Origin of the sequence: Pseudoruegeria sp. SK021 (genome assembly GCF_002119405.1) — a bacterium.
Taxonomy (GTDB): Bacteria; Pseudomonadota; Alphaproteobacteria; order Rhodobacterales; family Rhodobacteraceae; genus Meridianimarinicoccus.
This window is the reverse complement of the sequence record NZ_MTBG01000040.1, coordinates 1-21,008: the sequence shown is the minus strand read 5'-3', so window position 1 is coordinate 21,008 and position 21,008 is coordinate 1. Positions and strand designations below refer to the sequence as shown.

The following is a 21,008-nucleotide window of genomic DNA, read 5'->3' as shown; positions in this document are numbered from 1 at the left end:
GAAATGGCGCAAACTCGACGGTCAAAACCGCCTCCCCGAGATCATCCAAGGGGTTGAGTTCCGGGATGGGATCCGCCAACTTCAAACCGCCGCCTGATCAAGCGTCACCAACTTTTGCCCATATCTCCTCGCCTGCGCAATTTGGCTACTGCGTCAGAAGCAAACCGCCCCTCTCGACTCTCATTGATCCGCAGACTTGCAGCCCCCATTGCCTACAGGGGGGGCATCCAAACATGAGAATGCCAATTGGCATCATCAGCGCAACAATCTCTCACGCCTAGGATAAATGGTGAACGAATAATCCATAGAGTTAACTATTCGTTCACCACCTAGCGTCCAGTGTCGTTAGTGGTGCAGGTCCCGTGAAAGTTCCGTCACCCACTAAACTTATCAAACCACTGAAACCACTGAAAAATGATCCGGCACCCGTTGAGACCATAGTGGTCAAAAGAGCGGGTGCCGCCTTTCAGCCGCAGCTCCTGATACTCTAGTATAAAGGTTAACGAGGTCCTAAGAATGAGGACACTTGTTAATGTGTCTTAATACTTCGAACCCTTTAGCCCGCATTCCCCAGGTAGATCGCTGATTTTGCTATCCTGACAGTATATTTATCATATAAATAGTGGCGTTGAAGGGGCACTGCGGCCCGTTTCAGATTTGCGCAACATATGTAACCGCCCCAAACGCAAGAGGGATTTTGAAGCTTTTTCTGACGCGTCGTCGGGTGCTGACATATGTCCGGCCTCAAGATGCGACCTTGCAGATGTCGCGGGCCCCGATGGTGTTCGAAGATCAGGTCCAAATCAACGCCGCGTGCTCAAAGGCACTCTGTTGCGCACTGGTTTTCCCGATCCCGTCTCACGACTATTGCGCCAAACTGCTCCTTGCCCTCTTTCGCTCCGACGTCCTCGCGACCGACGGTCGGCTTACGCCGCCGCGACCGGAGACTGATAGACGCCGCCTTTGACCATTAAGGCCCAGACGATCCGCGCCATTTTGTTGGCCAGTGCCACGCGCACCAGCATAGTTGGTTTGCGCGATAGCATTCCTGCGAGCCAGGTACCGGGCTGTGCTGCTTTGTGAACATGTCGTTTGATGACCACGCTGTTGGCACCGATGACCATCAATCCCCTCAGCGAGCGCTCGCCCATCTTCGTCGTTGCCCCCAGACGTTGTTTGCCACCCGTAGAATGTTGTCGCGGCACCAAGCCCAACGTCACGCCAGAGGCGTGCTACCCGCACGACGCCGCGAAATCACGGCCCCGGCGGAAGGTCTCAGCTGGAGGCGCTAGCGTCACGAGCGCCGTCGCAATCAACGGACCGATACCAGGAATTGTCATCAGCCGTCGTGCCATTTCGTTGTTTTGTGCGCGGGTTCTGATCTCAGCGTCAAGCTTGCCGATCCGGGCTTCAAGATCGGATAGTGTGCCGATGAGGTCCTCCAGAACCTGGCGCGCAGCCTGCGGCAGAACGGAGGCTTCATCTTCTACGGCAGCGATCAACTTCTTTGCATTCATGGCACCATTCGGCGCAATGACTCCGAACTCTGTGCAGTGACCGCGAAGGGCATTGATGAGCTGTGTGCGCTGCCGAATGAGCAGTTCGCGAACACGGAATACCATGGCTGTCGCTTGGACCTCTTCGCTCTTGACCGGCACAAACCGCATCGATGGGCGCACGGTGGCCTCACATATCGCTTCTGCGTCGGCCGCATCGTTCTTTTGGCGCTTCACGAAGGGCTTCACATACGCCGGAGGGATCAGGCGAACATCGTGGCCCAGTTTTCCAATTTCACGCGCCCAGTAGTGAGCGCCACCACACGCTTCCATCGCCACCACGCAAGGGGGCAACTGATTGAAAAACTCCAGAACCTGCGCTCGTCGTAACTTCTTGCGAACAACCGCATGGCCCATGCTGTCCGCACCGTGAACTTGAAAAATATTCTTCGCCAGATCGAGTCCGACTGTAGTAACTTCTGACATGACCGCCTCCCAAATTGGATTGTTGCGATCCCACCTTGGCACAGCAGATGCCGTCGGGGGGCGGTTACAGCATCAGCGCCCCCAGGCAACCGAAGCCGAGATCGCTGTCAAAGCCCTCAACCGCATACCAGTCTCGGTCGTGCGACCTATGAGCGTGTCGCATAACGAAACGAGGAAAGGGGCAGATGCAGCCCGAACCGTCTTCATGCAACATCGTCGGTGTGCGCGGTTCTCGTGCGATGGAGCCGTCAACGCAGCCGGTGCAGATATCCGTCAGACAAAAAAAATGGCGGCATCCGGGAGGAGATGGATGCCGCCAAATCATTAAAAACCGCGATTGGGTCAGGGAGGAGAGACCCAATCGAATGACCTGATGTTAGCGCTAATGCTGCAACTGCACAATGGTCCAGTCTTGCAAGTTTTGCATTGCCGCATTGCGTTCCAGTACCCACTGTCATTCGGGCTGTGTGTCAAACCTGCGGATCAGCCAGGCGGCCAGATCGGGACTAGGCGGAACATCGGTGGCTGGGGCCTCGGTCCGTTGCGTGATCTGTCGCAAGATCGCCTTGTCTGCTGGCCCAAGCGTTTTCGCAGGCCAAGAGGACTTGAAGTTTTGTTTGCCGGCGAGAAATCCGGCGCACCAATCCCCAAGGCTTCCAGGGGACATCGCGGCGAGCGCTGCCTCACAGGTTGCGGGGTCGGCCAGCTGGTCGAGGGCGGCGTCGTAGCGAAACATCATCAAATCGAGGAACCGTTGCAGATGGCGGTCGGTCAGAACGGGCAGGGCAGCGGTCAGCAGGGGCTGTACCCAGCGGTCCGGGGTCACTGGCTTTGGCGCGACGCAAATCGAGACGAGGTAGCCGTCAATCCAACCCGGTGAGAGTGCCGCGCCTTTTAGAAGCTTTGGCAACTCGCCGGATGCCTCTGGGGCAGGCATGGGGGGCAAATCGTCGAGGTCCTCCAGAAGAGAGCCATCAAGATCGGGGCCAACCGCGTCTTCTGCACCGTTATGCAGCCACGATCCGATCGTCAGATCGTGGACCTCAGCCATCACCGGGATCTTGCGCAGCGGACGCCCCTCGATCAGCGACTGGGCGGTGGCGATGAAGCTCTGGGCGTCGGCATGGCCGGTGTCGAGCAGCAGTTGCGCCGACCGGGCGATGATCCGGGCCCACCAGTCCCGGCGGCTATCGAGCCAAGTCCAGAGGGCGGTTTCCATCCGGCGCGGCGCACGCGGGACATCAAGGACCTCACGGCAGGCATCGCCGTCTTCAAACCAGCTGTCGAGCATGTCATGCGCATCGGGCCAGACCTCGCTGGCATTGATCAAGCGGCCGCGGGCTTGTGGCGACAGGGCGGCGATACGGCCCTGCGGATCAAGGGCTCGCAGCAGCTCGGCGGTGGTCTGGTGTTGTGGGCGCAGACCGGTCAAGCCGCAGACATCGACTACTTCGACCAGCCCAGGCGCGGGCGGACGGCCATGTGCCAACCCATCGGCCAGTGCCAGTTCAAGCGCCGCAACCAAGTAGTCTGGTGTGGCCGTCAGGGCGTCCGTGTCTGTCTCTAAGCTGTCCAGAATCCGGCGCTGCTCCGTCGCGGACGGGCAGGCGATCAGATAGGCATCCTTGACGCCGAAATCCTGTTTGAGCAGCAGCATCGCCAAGGCGCGTTGGTTGCCGCGTTCCAGAGATACGGCCACGCTTTGCGATCCAGTGCCATCGGGCAGGGTGGCCAGAATTTTGTGAACCGCCCAGGGCCGTGTTGCCTCACCACCCGAGACCCCGCGGCGCATGGCCCTTTGCAACAGCGTATCAAGGCTGGCCCGTGCCGCATCATCGGGGAGCCAGCTGCGCAGGCTGACCAGATGCGCCGCGACCTCGGCCTCCAGCCGTCCGGCCGAAAACCGTGCCGTCAGTCCTTCCGCCGCCGCCAGCCGGGTGCCCAAGGCCGGGTCAAGCAAGAACGCGCAACCCAAGCGCCCGAAAATAGCGTCCGGCCGGGCCACGGCCACGCGGATCACGGCCTCACGAATGTCTGCAGGCAGGGACGGCAGCATTTCCGACAAAGCCCCATGCACCATCGACACATCGCCCTCAGCCTCTGTGACCAGGTCGCCGAACACCTCGTCGATCATCTGGTCAAGCTGGAAGGGGTCAACAACATCGACCCCGGCCCTCTGATCGTCGGGCACGCCGTCTTGCCAAGCCAAGGCCTCTGGCGGCGTCAGTCCGGCCCGGACCCAGGCCTGCGACAAGACTAGGCGTCCCGGCATCGTCAGATCGCCGTCGGTTGCCATCTGCGCCACGGCCGCGCTCAAGGTCGCGATCAAGACCTCACCCCGCGCCTGATCCTTCTCTTGCGCCATTCGCGCCACATCGAGCGCCGCCGACAGGATTTCCGCCAAAGGATCGTCTTGGCCATCGTCATGATCGGAGGCACCCAGCACTTTGACGATTGCGACTGCATCCTCGGGCGCACGGATCAATGCTGCACTGACGTGATCCAGACAGGCCCGGGCGTGATCGGCATCTGGTGCCGTGGCCAACGTTGCCAACGCCGTCGTTACGCTATGTGCCAGCATGCAGTCGTTCCTTCCCGGACAGTATCGAACCTGCGTGCAAACAGTTGACGAAGGCTCAATTGAGATACACAATAGATCTAACATTAGGAGACACCATGCCCGCTCAAACCTCAATGCTCCACGTCCGCGTGGACGATCATCTCAAAGCACAGGCGGCCGATGCGTTGGCCGGTGTCGGCCTTACCCTGTCCGATGCTGTACGAATTTTATTGACCCGAGTGGCTGCGGAAGGTGGTATGCCTGCCGGATTGACCGCTGACCCTGATGCCTATGACGCTTGGTTTCGCGCCAAGGTGAAGGATGCGTTGATCGATCAGCGCCCGACCATACCGCATGACCAGGTTATGCGTGAAGCCCGCACGTTGATTGACAAAAAGCGCCGTGCCTGACCTCGACTGGAAGGCCGCAGCAATTGCCGACCTGATGGCGATCGTCGATTACATCGCGGACGACAACCCGGATGCGGCGCTTGCCGTGATGGACGAAATTCACACCAAGGTCGCGCGGCTCCCTGCGCATCCCAAAAGTTGCCGCACCGGCAGAGTGCAAGGCACGCGGGAGTTGGTCGTTCGTCCAAACTACATCGTGGTCTATGCCGAAACGCCGGCAGTTGTGACAGTTCTGCGTGTGCTTCACGCCGCCCAAATGTGGCCTTGAGCAGATCACTCATGTTGAACCAAAAAGCCGATGTGCCTTTGGCAGGGTCGAAACTACCACCGTCGGGCAATCATAGCTGATTGACTACGACTGTCTGTTCGGCAGGAGGTTTGGGATCTCGGCATAAGTCCGCCCTGCAAGCAAATCTCGAACTTGAGACAGGGTCGCCCGTCGCCGATCAACGCCATCAAGATTGAGCGCGATCTTCTCCTGCGGCCAACCACACGCATCCCAGATACGGGCAAACGTGATCTGCAATTGCGACAGGCGATCGGATCGGCCGCAGGTGACCCCGATGCGATAGGACAGGTTTTCGGCCCAAAGGCGCGCAATGGCAGAGCCGTCTGGCGCGCAATCGGCCCGGCGGGCGTTCAGCATCTCGGATAGGGCATCGTCGTAGGCTTCTTCGACTCGCCCGGGATCAGGTAAGCTGCCATCAGTTTTGCGCCACTTAGAAATAAAGCGCATTCCAGCCTCGCCGCCGGGGATCATGTTGAGGCCGCGATTGTGGATCGGAAACAGAGATTTTGCCTCGATCTCAATTTCCTCCAATCGCATGGCCTCGGCTCTGGTCAGGCCAACCCGTAGGATCTCGTGCTCGGTTTTTACGATCGGAAAGAAGTGGTCGCGAAGGGCGTGGTGAAAAAGAGTGCCGCTGCCCGACCGGGCGGCGCGCTGATGCTCCTTCAGACGCGTAGCCCAGTCCCGGCTGGTCAGTCCGGTATAGACAAGGCCGGTCCCGGCATAGGTGGACCAAGGAAGGCCCGGATCGGCATCCAAGGAGATTGGGGTAAATGGCATCGGCGCACTGCTCGGGTAGAGATGGTGTTGATAAATCTGGTAGCCATCCTTGCGCAGAACAATATCCCCCAGACCGTGCAGGACATAGCCGAGAGGCACGATGTAGCCTGCCTGCGACGTCTCGCTGGCAGTGACCACAATCAGGTGGCAGCCAGAGTACCGGGAAAACGGCCGGTCATGATGTGGCAGAATCTCGATCTGGTGGTTCAGCACTCTTCGCAAAGGCTGGCTACCATCTGCCGCAATGATCACCCTGAGGTCATAGGCAGGAAGTGTCATGCCTGCCAGACTGGCCGGATCGATGGCATCCTGAGTTCCAAGCGCATTTGTCACCCGGGCGAACTTGGATGCCCCGGCTAGTAGCCCGGGTTGGACAGCCTCCATAAGGCGAAGGTTTTTCTCAATGCCAGCATAGATGGACCTGTGCAGAGGAAACAGAAGGCGTTCGAACGCGGTCAGCGAGAAGCAAGCGGGCATAGCGGCATCCATATAATCTATTTTTTAGATAATCTAAAAAATGGATGAAGGGAAGAGGGCGTGCCGCTCGGAGCCCTATTGATGTCCAAGACCCTGTATTCCGCACCCCAAGACGCACTTGTTGCCGAGCTTATAGAGGCGCGGCGAACTGCAGGGGTCACGCAGGCTGATCTCGCCGCGCGGCTACGCTGCCATCAAAGCCTGATCGCCCGGATCGAAAGCGGTCAGCGTCGGATCGATGTCGTGGAGTTGCTGATCCTATTGCGCGCGATTGGGGTACAGCCCGGACCCATTCTGGCGGCGGTGGCGGCGGCGCTTCCGGAGGGTCTGCAGTTGTAGGCCTGCCAGTATCCGTGAGTTTTGCTTTGCCAACTGTTCGTGGCAAACGAGTTAATCCTGCCTCGCATGGGGGAGGGTTCCTGACGGCTTAGAGGAGGAGGTCTATCACGAAGGGCTTTACGTTAAACTCGCAGGCTGAATGCGCATAGGGGCGGCAAAGAAGATCGGCAGGCACTATCGGCAAAAATTTGCTACTTCAGTCAAAAAGTATATTTAGATACTACACTTTTAGGACATCAAAGATCGGCAAAAAATGTTGGAAACACCCGGCAGGATCGAGCCTTGCTTCTTCGAAGACCAGATACCCGCCACTCTGGCCGACCTCTCTGTTGAAATTCAGCGCGAGGCAACCCGGCTGGGGCAAGGGCTGCACCCTGACAGTGCTGCAGAACTGGCCGATTTTGTCAGGGTGATGAACTGCTATTATTCCAACCTGATTGAGGGCCACAACACCCGGCCCCGTGACATTGAGCGCGCGCTTGCCGGTGCGGAGCTTGAAGAAGAAACCCGCCCTCTCGCCCTGGAGGCGCGCGCCCATGTCATCGTTCAGCGTGCGATCGACGAGAGGCATCGCGCAGGCTCACTGCCCCGGCCGACCTCGGTTGAGTTTCTGACCTGGGTACACAAGGCCTTCTACGACGAAATGCCAGATGAGTTCCGGGTCGTTGAATTCGCCGATGGAACACGCGAGCCGATCATTCCCGGCCACATGCGGCAAGGCGGGGATCGAGAAGTCGCTGTCGGACGTCACTTGCCACCGTCGTCACCTCGTGTCGCGGCGTTCATGGATCACTTTGACAGACGGTTCCAGATCGCGGCGCGATCCGCGAGCGGACGAATTATCGCCATTGCCTCGGCACATCACCGCTTGAACTACATCCACCCCTTCCCCGATGGGAACGGTAGGGTCAGCCGGTTGATGTCGCATGCCATGGCCTTTACCGCCGGGATTGGCGGAGAGGGGCTGTGGTCTGTATCCCGTGGACTTGCGCGCGGACTGACGGATCGCGGGGACTACAAGCGGATGATGGATCTCGCTGACAGCGCCCGGCGCGGGGATCGCGATGGACGGGGCAACCTGTCTGAGGCGGCGCTTAAGACCTATTGTGAATGGTTCCTCACCGTCGCGCTGGACCAGATCACATTTTCTGCCAAGCTGTTTGACCTCGGAGGGTTGGACAAGCGCTATCGTCGCCTCGTCGAGGATACGATTGATGACAAGCGTGCCCCTGATCTGATGTCCGCTGTTTTGCGCCACGGAAAATTGGACCGAGGCGAGGCGCATATCGTGCTCAAGACGTCTGAGCGAACGGCCCGTAATACTCTGAAGCAGCTCACCTCAGCGGGATATCTGATCTCTCCGTCTCCAAAGACCCCGGTTCGTCTGGCGTTCCCATTGGATTATCGAGAACGGCTCTTTCCAAATTTGTTCACGGATGCGGACTTGCCAGCTTGAAGCATTCCGATCGCCCGCTGACCTTCTCGTCGGCGGGCATCTCGCTCGACCATGCTCTCAAAAATTCGTGTGACCGCAAAGACGGCCTCGTGCCCCTCGCTGGGGCATGATATGAAGGCACATGGCGGCGCCATACCGTGCAGCAGGCCGATAACAATTTTAATACGCCCCTCGCAGCAGGTCATAGCTCTGGGCGATGCTGTAGATCCCAAGTGGATACTGGCGTTAGAATGGTCGGGCAGGCGCGGGCCCAAATTCATCAAACCCTACGATAAGCAGTTGCGCGTCAGGCTGCTAAAACGAGTGATGAAAGAGGGCGTTATGAAAGAAGGCAATCAATTCGTTCAGGATCTGTTTGGTGAACCCTATTTGCCGCCCGATCCGTTTGAAAAAAGAAAACCTGCTCCGTCAACGAACGTCACATCGAATTGTCCGCAGACGGGGGATGGAAACCGTTCGTGGGTCGATCCTGCTGATTGCCGGATCTGGGCCCAGCATGATCGTGCTTACAATCTGCTGACTGAAGAAAACTGCTCGGACCTGATCACCGGCATCCGGGCTCAGGGGCGACAGGAGTTTCCCGCGATCGTGCGACGCACAACGGATGGGGACGATACAGCCTACGAAGTGATCTGCGGCGCCCGCCGACATTTTGCGGTTTCTTGGCTGCGAGAAAATGGTCATCCGGAGCTTCCCTACTTAATCGAACTCCGGGATTTGACGGATGAAGAAGCGTTCCGCATTGCCGACGTCGAGAATCGTGACCGCGAGGACATCAGCGATTTTGAGCGCGCCTGCGCCTATGCCCGTGCTTTGGAGACGTATTACGGCGGCAAGCAAGTGAGAATGGCTGAACGGCTTGAGGTCAGTGAAAGTTGGTTGTCCCGGTATCTGACATTGGCGAAGCTGCCTGCCGAGATCGTCGACGCTTATGACTCGATCCGAGACATCACGGAAGTGCACGCTCGAAAGCTGAAGCCCCTTCTGGGCAATGATGACAGCCGCGAAAAAGTCATCGCAGTTGCGCAGAAATTGGCGGGCGAAAAGGCGGCTGGTTGCGGAAAAGATGGTGCAACGGTCCTGAAAGAACTGCTGGCAGCTGTCCTACCGCGAGCGACGGCGGGGCAGGCGGACAAGGTGTATGGCGAAGGATCGGAGAAAAGCATCCGGGTGCGCGCGAGCGGCAAGAATGTGAAGATTGAGTTCGATCAAAACCTGTCTCGTGCCGCATTCGAGGTCGCCATCCGGAAATTTGTCGAGGATCGCTTTGGAAGCACGTGATCTTGCCACGTGGCAAGATCACGTGTCTTCAGCGGCGGGCCGCCGCTTCGAACATGGATGGTTGGGTTGCTGATTGTTTGGAACTACTAGGGTGGATTCTGCGATCTAGTAGTATTGAAGATAATTTTACCACATTTTTAAGTAGATATGGCGCCTTCTAGATTTGCGTAAAGTGCGTTACTCTGGGCAATATTGTCCAATTATATTGATTTTTTAGCTTTACCAGTATTGAGGGCTGGATCCGATGCCTCTCTTCTCGAGTTTGGGGCGTCAGGCTGCCGCGCGCAACGGCGGCTTTGCTTGCTCGTAGGCGCAAGGGGGTCATTTAAGGCTTGGCTTCAGGCCTCTGAAGGGGTGCTGGCGATCACCCGGCTGCCCATCTTTGCGGTGGGCGCGCTGGATGAGACTGACCAGCTTAGGTTCCGCGGCCGGCAGCCGTCTTCTAGGCGAAGGCGGTAGTACATCCAAAATGAAATCGCTGATTATGCGTCTGTCAGGTGGCTCGCTCATATGGTATAGATAGTGATATGCTGTAATGGGAAAGTTGCGTATATTGGAGTAAAAAAATACATTAAAAACAACTACGATAAGTTCTACGTTGAATCATAATTCCATCTGTGTAGATTAATTTTATGCGTATGATTCGAAGTGAAACTATCAAATGACAGTATTAAAGTGACGTCAGGGTGCGAGCCTGTCATCGTCCGCGTTGTTGATTTCGCGGTCGATGGGTCCTTCCCAGTACATGCTGGTGCGCGCGCCGCGTTTGAGGCCTGGCTGGGATTGCCCCTTGCGGCGAGGCCGTTGATGCCAGCTCTGCCCGGTCTGGTGGTGGTCGCGCCGGACGAGCCTGCCGGTGCGCCGGCCTTGGTGTCGGGCTTTGCAGCCTACTTGCATGCGAAGACGACCGGCTCCGTGGTCACCACTATCCTGATGCCGTTAACCGCCGCAGAGGTTGCCCGCGCGGCAGAGGGCGAGGTTGCGCCCATACAGGCGGGAATGACCAAAGCTTCTTGCGAACCGCCAAGCCGCAATGCGTCTCAAAGCTTTTTTGAAGCTGCACTCAGGGCGGAGATACTGAAATGATGGCGCGCTTTTTGTTTGGGGATCACGTGCCTCCCGAGGCTTGCGGGGTTCTGGGACGTGAGATGGGCCGGTTGGCCGAACTGGCTATGGAGCCCGGAAGTTCCGAGCTGGATCATGTAGCGACGCGGCTCGTTAGCCTATGCCCGGCAGACGAAGAGCCGAGCGCGGCGGCATTGTCACGTCCTTCACTGCCCGATATTTTTAGAGATATTCGGGCAGGTCAAAACTTCGGTAGGGCACCGGTGGCCGCGGCGTTCGCTGCACCGCTTAAACAATCGACGCATTTGACGATCGCAGAAACCTTGGGCGGCTGGATTGTGATTGCGATCCTCCATCGACCGCTCGGTGCCGATGTGGAGTCGCTTGTCAAAGATGCCTGTTCTGCCTTCCGGCTGTTGAAACGATCTGACATCTCTTTGCTGCCCGCGTTTGATCTGCGCCATGCGAAATCCCTGAAGGATGCACGTAATCTCTTGGTGGTGCAGGAGGCCGGGGATGCGCCGCATAAGCTCCTCTTGCGGGCCCGACCCATTCGGGCTCTTCTGGATGCAGCTTCGCGTGACCGGGCGACGATCGAACGGAATAGCTCTGATCGTAAAACTGGGGTGCGAATTGCGCAGGCTGAATCGACACCGCATGATTTTGATGGGCTCATTGATTATGCTGACACGGGTCAGCTTGCCGACCCTCTGGATGAGCCAGATTCCACAGCCCGGGCTGACGCACCAGAGCCTGTTCGACATCTAACGCGCAGCGGGCGCAGCTACGATGACCGTGCTCGTGATCAGAAACGGACAAGGGTTGCCGCCATGTCGGCCGCGATGCAGGATCTGGCGTTGCCGGCAAGTGTCGATCTTTTGACAGATTTTGAGGCTAGGACGCTGCTCGCAGAGGCCTGCGCGGCGCCCAGTGATGCGGCCCTCACGGCAGTTGCGTTGTCTCTCATTTATGGGCGGTCGGTTGACCGGCTGCGCGCCGCTTTCGAGGTGGATGCGGTCTCGCTCCAAGAAGGTGATCTGACCACATATCGCGAGGTCTGGCACAAGACCAGAGGCGGGGCAATTGAACTCGAAATCGCCGTGGACCTGCCGGCGTTTGTCGTGGATTTACCAAAGCACCTTGCCACTAAAGTGACCAGCGATGGTCGCGAACGCTTACGGTTGGGGGTGCCAAAGCCCTTTCAAGCGGACCAATTGGTCGGCTTTGATTCCAGCCAATGCGATGCAGCATTGAAGGCATTGCGGGGCAAGGTTTCTCGACCCTATACGCAGAGGCGCATCACGGGATGGCTTGCCGCGTGGCTGCGAAATCGTGGCGCAGACCAAGCGGCGATCGGGGTTTTGACAGGACAAGATCCTGACGGGCGGGCGCAGATGCATTACACGCAGTTAAAGACGACTGATCTCAATGCCCTTTGGGGGACGGCTCTGTCGGAGGGTCTCGGCTTGAAGCCGCCGCTAAGCCCGAGATCCAGTTCTATGGTCGGGTCGCGCCAGCGATTGCCGCGAAAAGCGCTCATTCAGACCTTCAAGGATCTGAGCGCAAAGCTTGATCTAGATCGCGGCCATGGCAGCCCGCTCACCATCAAGGAGCTGGCCGAGGTCCATGAACGATTCACGCTTTACACACTTGAGCTTCTAAAGGCTGCGACCGGACATCGCCCGGTTGACGCACCGTTCGAAAACATAACAGATTTTGATCTGGAGGCCGGACTTCTGGGGATCGCGGATAAGGCGGTTGCCGGTGGTCGCTCTGAACGGATTGTTGCCCTGCCGCCCTCTGCCATCACTCAAGTCCGGCATTGGATCGGACACTTGGAGGCATTGCGTGAGACCTTAGAATGGAGGGTGGAGTCGACGATCACCGATCGGATCGTCGCGGCGCAAGGGCGTGCCAGCTCAACCGCGCCTCTCTTCTTCTTCCTGTCTCCCGAAGGGGCAATCATAGAGCCGCGCCGTCATGAGATCACCCAGCGTCGGCGTAAGGTTCTGCCGGTGCAGACCAACCTGTCCCGTCACATGTTGCGGACCCACCTTGCATCCGCCGGAGTAGCTCCGGACGCAATCGACGCCAGTTTTGGCCATGCCAGACTCGGCGAGGAGCCCTGGGGCGCGTTTGCCACACTGTCCATCAGTGATCTGCGTGCGGTGGCGATGGCCGCAGAAGAGTTTTTGCAGTCGGTTGGACTGACACCTTGTGTAAGTCCGTTGGAGAAAAGGACATGAGCGGCATTCCTGGTCGCCAAGCGCGTGCCGCGGACCGACATGCCCGGGCCGCCGACTTGGCTAAGGCAATGATTGATGATGCGCTTCCATGGCTTCGGCAGGGTGGTCTTGCCCCAAGGAATGCGGAGGCACATATCAAAGGCCTGTTCGGAGAATTCAAGGCAAGCGCCAAAGAGATTGAGGCGGCAAAGCAGATGACCGACGCGCTCCACGACGTGGTGGATGCTTGGAACGCGCGTCATCCTCAGGATCCACTGCCCGCGCCGCCCGCAATCACCAGTATACGTACCCGGAACCCCGGATGGTCGTTGGCGCGGCTTGAACGTCTCCGGCGTTGGCGGCCTTGGGGCAAAGCACTGGCGATGCGCCTTGCCCAGCCACGACAGCCCAGTTCGGCACTTGAAGCGGCCGGGCTAGTCCTTGCCTGCGCCATTCGTCATGGCGGTCTTGGCGATCCGATCTTCCTGTCGGTCCTTGCGCGTTGGCTGGTCACGCCGGAACCTCATATCAGGGCCGCACACAATTTGCCGCTCTGGATTGATCTCAAGGCGCGCCGGCGTGGGCCTGACGAAGCAGAGACCACTCTGAATGCTAGTGGTTCATCTGGCTTGTTGTCCCGCGTCAGAATACAAAGCGGCAAAGATGCCGAAGGCCCCTATGCATTGCGGCGCTGGTATGTCGATCCGGACAGTCTGATCGCGCTGACAGCCTATTTTACTACCCGGGCCAGTGACGTGGATAAAGCGACGATCATCGCTGCCGCTACGAGCCGTAAGGGGCTGACGGACCTTATTCGTGCCGCCCTTGATCCAGATGGGTCTCTTGGCCGACCGCCGGGCCTGAACAGCTTAATCGATGGTGCTTTCGCTGATCTTGAAGCGAGTTCGACCGGTCTGGACGCTGTGACATCGGGTGTTGCGCGCGGCAGAATTCGCTGGGCCTCGCCCACGCCAGAAGTTTGGGAAGCGACGTTCCGGGCCGGACCTGAGGATAGCATGGAAGCATTTCCGGCGCTTGAATTCGACCCTTCACCGCCAGAGTTGGATGTCGAAGAAATTGACGATGACGGGTTCGCTCGGCGCGAAGCGCGGGCCTTCTCTGCCCTTCACGCCTTGATGGCGCAGGCTGCGCCCAACAAAGATCGAGACCTAATCGCCGACCATATCCCTCTGACACAGCAGGCCTTTGCCAGCATCCTAGCGGCCGCGCAGCCGGATACGGCGTGGTGGCCATCGGCGGCTAGGATGGCCTTCGACTGGTATTGTGATCTGGCCCAAACACTCGCACCCTCGTCGGTGCGGCGCTACCATTCGGCCCTGTCTGACCGGTTTCTCGACTGTGCCGGAGACTTGGTGTTAGAGGCATCGGATGCGGATGCGCTCGGGCAAGTTATCGTCGAGGTGCTGGAGGATGACCCTCGCACGGCCCGCGAGCGGGCATTGACGCGAAAATTGCTACGTCGCCTGTATCGCTTCGGAGTTGAGGACCTCCGTTGGACCCTGCCTGAAATAGATCAAACGTTGTTCGAGACCGCGGCTGATGAGTTCGCAGCGCTGTCGTTTGAGATTGCGCCTCGGCTTGTTTCGGCGGCGGCCTTCGACAGGGCCCGGTCCTTGATCCGAGTTCACCCTGAGTTGAATTCGGACGGCCAACTGGCGGTAGAGGCCGGGATGATCTTGCAGCGGCGCGGGGCTTTGCGCGTCAGCGAGGTTTGTAAGGCGGCATTGGTGGATATTGAACCCACCCTCGACAATCCGGTTTTGTTCATCCGTCCTAATCGCTTCGGATCAAATAAGACGCGTGCTTCGAGGCGGTGCATTCGTCCTTTTGCGATGGTGAGTGCCGAAGAATCGGGCGCACTGCGGCGATGGGTGCTGCGCCGCCGTCTGCTTGGTGGGGACGGACCCCTGATCGCCCTTTCGACGCCGGTTGGTCTGGCCCGGATTTCTTCGGCATCCCTTGGTAGATTGATTACTGATGTGCTGCGCCGGGCCACGGGCCATGACGATATCTCGAACCATTCGCTCCGCCATGCTGCACTGACTGATCTGGAACGCGCAATGACCGAGTCCCGGCACCCTGAGCCTCACCCGCTGATGGACCGGGCCGCCTTGGGCCAGCGGCTCTGTGGACTAAGCAATGAAGAAGCAACCCGCGCGGCGGAGACCATTTGCCCTGCAGTTCGCCGGCGTGACGGGATGGCCGCGCTCGCTGCGCATGCTGGGCACCGTTCGGCTGCAACGACCGCGACCACATACATTCATGGCTGGGATCTGCGCGTGTTCGAGGCCGTGGCCCGACGTATCGACCGTGTGGCCTATGATCGTATGGCGGCGGCGATTTCTGACCGGATTGTCTGGATTGAAACCGCCACGCAGACTCTGCCGCGGGGGCCTGACAGTGACGATGCTGCAAGCGATCTTGCGGATCCGGTAGAACTGATTGAGGCTCTTCGATTGATCGAAGGCGGGGTGTCCCGGGCCGATGTATCTGCCGCGGTGCGGATGTCTGAGGCAGATCTTGAGGTGGCGGAAAATGTCGCCCGGTCGCTCGCCGAGCTTAAGACCCGCAAAGGGTCCCCGCGATTTTTTCTCAAGAATGAAGCCGGATGTCTTGCGCCGAAGCCGCCGCGCAGTGCGGCCGAAATTCGCGAAGGAAAGACGTTGCTGCGAGAGTTTTGGAAGCTGCGGCATACGCACAGGCATGACCTCACCTGGTGGTGCGCGGTGAACCTGATGCGCGCCACGCGCACGAACACCGGGCTAAGGCTGACGCAGCTCGATGAAGTCATCCGCTGGCGCGCATTGATCAGCGGTGTCTCTACACGCCGGTGGGCGCTCCATCTGGAGGGCCAGCCAGAAGCAGAAGAACGGGCGGAATGGGACGCCGTGTGCCCCGCCGATACGCCGTGGCGCAAGAAGCCCGGCGCGCACAGCGTCACCTTGATCGTAAGGCTTGCGCGTCCCGATGGCGAGAATCCAGACACCCGGCTCCACGAGGTGTCCGGCAACTATGCGTCGGGTGCACCAATCTTCGCGGCCCACGCTCTGGCCATCGCACTCGGTCTTACTCCGCGCGTGCTCGGTTTGAGTCTAAGCGTGGTCCTAAAGGTGCAGGATCGTATTTTTGATTAATGGTTTGAAACGCGCAGGGGCGGTGCAGATCTGTGAGTGGGGAAGGGTATAAGATGCATGAAGGGGACACCCCACGGGATCAAGACAACTATCTGCGTGTCAACAATTTCAAGAGTAACGAGGATGCGCGAAAGACCTTAAGCCTGCTTGACGAGTCCCGGCAATGTCGGCGCTTTGTTTTCCCTGCGACAGTTCTGAAAAACAAACCTGGATTGGTGGAGAAACTGACTGCCAATCACACATGTGAAATAACTCTTGATACCGAAAGCGCCGAAGCAGCTGCACAGGCTTTTTCTCAGAGCTATCGCGGCAGGTTTGCCTGGATGCCGAAGGGGCCTGTGCCAAGGCCACGCGACATGACGGAAGACATGATTGTTGCCAACGCAATTGCCATTGCGCAGTTCGCGAGAGAGAATCACGTCGATGTTATTCACTCACCGTCACACTTGCTGAGCGGCCCGGGTGATCCGTGGCTGTCGCATGATGTTAAGTCATGCGTGGCCTTGCGTGCAGCGCTCGATGCGGCGGATCTTTCGCGTATCGCCATCGATTATATGCTCCTCGTGCGGATGGCGCAGATCGCCAATCCGAACTGGCGGGCAGAGATCTGCCGCCAACTTCAGCAATTAGAGTTCCGCCAATTGTGGGTTCGCGTATGCTCCTTCGGCATCGGACGTGGACGGTATGTCAAAGTCCTGATTGATGCGCTGACCGATCTGAGGCGGAGACTCAAACAACCCTTTATCCTAGACTATGCGGGCGGGCTCGCGGGCATGGCTCCTGCGATATTTGGTGCTGCGGACGCTGTCAGCCACGGCATGGGTTCGAGGCTCGCAACCAGTTTTCTCAGTTGGAACCTTAAGCCATCAACTAACTCGAAACCGACGGGTGGCTTCTCCGATATCTATCAACCAGATCTCGATTGCATGCTGAGCAAGACCGAGTTCCACACCCTCGATGGCCTGAACGACCGACAGGGCAAGGCATTCAGTTGCGTGCAGAACGGGTGTTGCGCTTCAGATGTGGAGATGCTCGCAGACAAGAGAGGCCATTTTCTGCGTCAAACGGCCAAGCTTCAGAGGGAGTTCCTCACGCCTGTCGCCATGGAGGGTCAAGGGCAGCTGCATAAGCGCCTCTGGGAGAACGAGCGAATGATCAAGACGGCACTTAAGTCGTTGGATACCGCGCATCTTGGTCACCGTCTTTTGTCCGAACGCCTCATGAATTTTAAGCATCTGCGGCACACGATTCCACTCGCGGGATCCGGAAAGGCGGAGCGCCTGCCGCTTCTCTTTAATGGTCAGGCCCCCTCGCAGCGCCAAGTGCTCCTCCGTTCGCAGCACGTGCCGCCTAGGCGTCCTCGTCCGGACGCGGGGCCGGATCTGATCGACGATTATCCGCTGATCGAGTAGAATGGCAGGACGGGTAAATGGGATGGGCGCTCGGCCCCTGTGCCTCTCGCGCCGGGGGCCGAACTAGGCTCCAGACCCGTAGATTGCAGTGAAACGGCGCCGCTTCGGGGCGGCCGTCATCTCGGCTGCAGGCGCGCTCGGGGCAGTTACGACGCGGGTGGGCGGGATCGCAGGCGAAATCTCAGGTCCGGCATCCGGTGAAAGCGGAATCTGTGAAGGCATTACCATGGGTTCGGTCTCCTTCGCCCTCAAGTGTAAACTTCACACAGTCGGATGTCTCAATCTTATTGGCACGGAGGGAGGTGGGTGGGGGCACGACAGTGGATCCGAAGCTGCTGACAGCCGCGGAAACGGGTGCAGACAGGCACCAATTGCGTGCGACATAAGCCTCCGTGCCTTGCTGAACGAGAAGGCCTTCCTCTATCTCCTCCAACAGAATCCCATTTGGAAGTTCAAGCTTCGTCATTCCGTGCGGTCCCCCTTGTGAATTATAAGGGATGCCGTTCGCTGCCTGACGCCGTCTGCTATGGGGTAATCCTCCCGTTTTTAGCGGGACGGCCCATTGCTGCCGTCTGGCGGGGTCACGATTGCCGCAGCGCGGCTGCCGAACACCGGATTTTCGACGCATCGCGCAGCATCGTCTACGAGATCGAGGTCGGGTGCCCGAAGTTAGGCTGGTCGGGGAGCGGTGGTTAATTTCTTTCACCCACGCCTTACATGATGTTACCGATCGGGATCTTTTCGGGGGATGACTGGCCTTCTTCGCATGTATGTTCCTGATCGGTAACATATAGCCATAATATCTCACCACACCCTTATATGTTCCCGACCGGGAACATTTGGCCTTGTATCGATCCGACAGCACCATATGTTACCGAGCAGGAACATCAGTTTCCCTGGCCAATCAGTCGAGGTGCTGCCATGAGCAACAAAGATCAGTCGTCCGCCATATCGCAACCGGATCAGTTTGGTGCCGAAGATGCGCGCCGTTTCGGTCTGATGGTCCGTGCCAGGCGCAAGGCACAGGGGCTGCGCCAGGAGGATGTGGCCAGCGCGACCGGCGTGGGCCGGCGCTACATCGTGGACATGGAAAACGGGAAGCCGACCCTGAGGATCGGCCCGGCCCTGAGGATTGCGCGCTTTCTCGGCATCGTGCCGATGGTTGAGCACGCGCTGAGCGCGCCGCAAGACAGTGATCTTCCCGGCATGATCCCCGAAGATCCGTCCGACAGGATTCCCGAAGATCTGCCCGACGATTTGCCGCCGTTGGAGGACTGAGATGAAGATCTACTACGAAAGCAGGGAAGTGGCGGAAATCGCGCCTGGCAAAGACGGCGCGGCGACGCTGACCTACAACGCCGACTGGCAGGGGACCCGCGGTGCCTTCCCGATATCGACAAGGATGCCTCTGGAGGTTGCGAACCATGGCGCGGGCGAGATCCTGCCGTGGGTGGCAAACCTTCTGCCGGAAAGCCAGCAGCTCGAGATGGTGGCTCGCGCCACCGGCGCCTCGCAGGCCGACCCCCTCGCGCTGCTGGCCAGCATCGGGCGGGATACTTCCGGAGCCATGTCCTTTTCCGAGCGCGGCTTCGCGCGAATGACCACTCGGGAGGTGCCCGACGAGGCGGCGCTTGTGCGGATCATCCAGGAACTGCCGAAGAAGCCATTCCTCGTCGGCGAAGACGGTGTCTCCATGTCCCTGGCCGGCGTCCAGTCCAAGATTGGCGTGCATGTCGGTGCTGATGGGGTGATCTCGATCCCCGTCGAGGGCGCGCCGTCGACCTGGATCCTGAAGCCGGATGCCGCGAACCTGCCTGGCGGGGTCTATAACGAGGCGCTGTGCCTACGCCTGGCGGCTCTCATCGGCCTCGCCGCGCCGGAGGTGCGGGTGGGGCGCGCCGGCGCGCGCCGGTATCTTCTGGTGAAGCGCTACGACCGGCGTCAGCAGGGCGACAGTTGGCGCCGCCTGCACCAAGAGGACATGTGCCAAGCCCTGGGCCGCCTGCCGAGTGCGAAGTATGAGCGCAACGAGACCGGGCAGCGGGGCCCCACGGTCCGCGACATTGTCGGCGTGATGCGCACGCTCGATCCGCTCCGCGGGGTACTGTCGATCTTCGACTACGTGATTTTCAACGCCATCGCCTGCAATACCGACGCCCATGCGAAGAACTATTCGGTCATGGTCACGGCCTCCGGCGCCAGCTTGGCGCCGATCTATGACGTGATGTGCGCCAAGCTCTGGCCGAGCATCACCAGCAAGCAGGCGATGTCGCTCGCGACGAAGTGGGAAGGCGATTACTTCAAGGGTCGCCACTGGCAGCGAGAGGCCGCACTCTGTGGCCTGAACCCCACAGCCGCGCTGCGTCGCGTCGAGATGCTTTGCAAGGCGACCATGAAGCATTTGCCGCAGGCGGTGGAGGAGGTCATTGCGATGGACCCCGACGCCGAACTTTGGGTGCGTGAAGTGGAAAATTACATAGCCGAGCGCGCGACCTTCCTGGTCAACGGCCTTGCCGAGCAGGACCCGGAGGCGACCACCTGGGCGCGGGCGCGCCTCGATGCGGTGGGCTGATGCTCTCCGTAGTGGGGTCTATCCCAACAAAGGTACGTAAAGTCCCACAGGACTATGCGTGATCTCTGACGCGCATGATTGTTTGTCTGCTGGTTTCGAAGTGGCGCGCGATGGCTGAGATTGTCTCGCCGTTCTGGAGTTTTTCCTTCACCTCTGTGCGCTGATCCGGGGACAGGGCTGATGGGCGTCCCAAGGGAATGCCATTGGCCTTAGCGCGGGCCAGACCGGACTGAGTGCGTTCAATGAGAAGATCCCGTTCGAACTGGGCAACTGCGTTGATGACATTCATGGGGCGTTGTTGCAGGGATCGTCCCACTGCTGATATTGAGGCGGTTTTTTTTTCAGGATGCTGTAGATGCCGCACAAGTTCAACGCAGATCGTCGTGACAAGATCCCGAAGTAAAAGTATCGGGTGGCCAACTGGTCGGATTACAACGAAGGCCTGCGACAGCGAGGTGATCTGACGGTTTGGATTTGCGAAGACGCCCTCTCTTTGTGGTCAGCGGAGCGCAGAACAACGCGCGGCGGACAACAGCGTTATTCGGATCTGGCGATTGAGATGTGCCGGACCCTGGGCATGGTCTTCAAGCAACCGCTGCGGCAAACGCAAGGCTTGATGCGTTCCATCGCAAGGCTGCTGGGGATTGCGATCGCAGTGCCGGATTTTTCCACCCTATCTCGCCGGGGCAATGGGCTAACGTTGCGCCCAAGGCCAAAGTCCAAGAGTGGCAAACCAGTGCAACTGGTTGTGGACAGTACCGGGCTGAAAATATTCGGTGAAGGTGACTGGCTTGAGGAAAAGCATAAAACCAAGCGCAAACGACGCTCTTGGCGCAAACTGCACCTTGGTCTTGATCTTTCCAGCGGCGAGATCGTCTGTAAGCGGCGGCTGGAACTCACCTTCTTCTGATTCCAGGTTTCTGCGACTTGGTTCCTGTTGGATAACAGGAAGCGAGTTTCTCCATGGAGACTACATCTGAGTTTCTCAGGTCATTGGGCGTTACG

At 58.9% G+C, this 21,008-nt stretch carries 14 protein-coding genes and 2 pseudogenes; 12 read left to right on the top strand and 4 right to left on the bottom strand.

Annotated elements, in window-relative coordinates; all coding sequences use genetic code 11:
* Window positions 1-926: 926 nt before the first annotated feature.
* Window positions 927-1,982, bottom strand: a pseudogene (locus BV911_RS16385) (IS110 family transposase).
* Between the two features lie 454 nt (window positions 1,983-2,436).
* Window positions 2,437-4,563, bottom strand: a complete 2,127-nt coding sequence (locus BV911_RS16380) for a UPF0149 family protein (RefSeq protein WP_168184110.1) — start codon at window positions 4,561-4,563, stop codon at window positions 2,437-2,439.
* A 95-nt stretch (window positions 4,564-4,658) separates the two neighbouring features.
* On the opposite strand from BV911_RS16380, the gene BV911_RS16375 reads away from it, so the two are divergent.
* Both BV911_RS16375 and BV911_RS16370 read left to right on the top strand, forming a co-directional pair.
* On the top strand, window positions 4,659-4,952 hold the full coding sequence (locus tag BV911_RS16375) for a type II toxin-antitoxin system RelB/DinJ family antitoxin (RefSeq protein ID WP_086054684.1): 294 nt from the start codon (window positions 4,659-4,661) through the stop codon (window positions 4,950-4,952).
* Window positions 4,945-5,220: a type II toxin-antitoxin system RelE/ParE family toxin gene (locus tag BV911_RS16370; protein WP_086054683.1), complete on the top strand. Its 276-nt coding sequence runs from the start codon at window positions 4,945-4,947 to the stop codon at window positions 5,218-5,220. Before BV911_RS16375 ends, BV911_RS16370 begins: the two co-directional genes overlap by 8 nt.
* 84 nt (window positions 5,221-5,304) lie before the next feature.
* Here BV911_RS16370 and BV911_RS16365 read toward each other — a convergent pair whose 3' ends face one another.
* Complete coding sequence (locus BV911_RS16365) at window positions 5,305-6,498, bottom strand: hypothetical protein (protein ID WP_086054682.1); 1,194 nt, start codon at window positions 6,496-6,498, stop codon at window positions 5,305-5,307.
* 81 nt (window positions 6,499-6,579) lie between these two features.
* Between BV911_RS16365 and BV911_RS16360 the strand changes: the two genes are divergently transcribed.
* The 9 genes from BV911_RS16360 to BV911_RS16320 all read left to right on the top strand — a co-directional run bounded on the left by BV911_RS16360 (window position 6,580) and on the right by BV911_RS16320 (window position 20,003).
* Window positions 6,580-6,837: a helix-turn-helix domain-containing protein gene (locus BV911_RS16360; protein WP_086054681.1), complete on the top strand. Its 258-nt coding sequence runs from the start codon at window positions 6,580-6,582 to the stop codon at window positions 6,835-6,837.
* A gap of 253 nt (window positions 6,838-7,090) precedes the next feature.
* Window positions 7,091-8,293 carry a Fic family protein gene (locus BV911_RS16355; RefSeq protein WP_086054680.1) on the top strand — a complete coding sequence of 401 codons (1,203 nt, stop codon included), beginning with the start codon at window positions 7,091-7,093 and terminating at the stop codon, window positions 8,291-8,293.
* 321 nt (window positions 8,294-8,614) lie between these two features.
* Window positions 8,615-9,574, top strand: coding sequence for a ParB/RepB/Spo0J family partition protein (locus BV911_RS16350; protein ID WP_086054679.1), 960 nt, complete (start codon window positions 8,615-8,617; stop codon window positions 9,572-9,574).
* Window positions 9,575-10,249: 675 nt separating this feature from the next.
* Window positions 10,250-10,660 carry a hypothetical protein gene (locus BV911_RS16345; protein ID WP_086054678.1) on the top strand — a complete coding sequence of 137 codons (411 nt, stop codon included), beginning with the start codon at window positions 10,250-10,252 and terminating at the stop codon, window positions 10,658-10,660.
* Window positions 10,657-12,885: a hypothetical protein gene (locus BV911_RS16340; RefSeq protein ID WP_139840121.1), complete on the top strand. Its 2,229-nt coding sequence runs from the start codon at window positions 10,657-10,659 to the stop codon at window positions 12,883-12,885. The genes BV911_RS16345 and BV911_RS16340 overlap by 4 nt, the downstream gene beginning before the upstream one ends.
* Window positions 12,882-16,019, top strand: coding sequence for a hypothetical protein (locus tag BV911_RS16335; RefSeq protein WP_086054676.1), 3,138 nt, complete (start codon window positions 12,882-12,884; stop codon window positions 16,017-16,019). The genes BV911_RS16340 and BV911_RS16335 overlap by 4 nt, the downstream gene beginning before the upstream one ends.
* A 53-nt stretch (window positions 16,020-16,072) precedes the next feature.
* On the top strand, window positions 16,073-17,431 hold the full coding sequence (locus BV911_RS16330; RefSeq protein WP_086054675.1) for a hypothetical protein: 1,359 nt from the start codon (window positions 16,073-16,075) through the stop codon (window positions 17,429-17,431).
* Between the two features lie 921 nt (window positions 17,432-18,352).
* Window positions 18,353-18,709: a helix-turn-helix transcriptional regulator gene (locus tag BV911_RS16325; protein WP_086054674.1), complete on the top strand. Its 357-nt coding sequence runs from the start codon at window positions 18,353-18,355 to the stop codon at window positions 18,707-18,709.
* A 1-nt stretch (window position 18,710) separates the two neighbouring features.
* Window positions 18,711-20,003, top strand: a complete 1,293-nt coding sequence (locus BV911_RS16320) for a HipA domain-containing protein (RefSeq protein ID WP_086054673.1) — start codon at window positions 18,711-18,713, stop codon at window positions 20,001-20,003.
* A gap of 52 nt (window positions 20,004-20,055) precedes the next feature.
* Here BV911_RS16320 and BV911_RS16315 read toward each other — a convergent pair whose 3' ends face one another.
* Complete coding sequence (locus BV911_RS16315) at window positions 20,056-20,292, bottom strand: recombinase family protein (protein WP_240512308.1); 237 nt, start codon at window positions 20,290-20,292, stop codon at window positions 20,056-20,058.
* Window positions 20,293-20,415: 123 nt separating this feature from the next.
* On the opposite strand from BV911_RS16315, the pseudogene BV911_RS16310 reads away from it, so the two are divergent.
* A pseudogene (locus tag BV911_RS16310) lies at window positions 20,416-20,883 on the top strand (IS5 family transposase); the annotation flags it as partial.
* Window positions 20,884-21,008 lie beyond the last annotated feature (125 nt).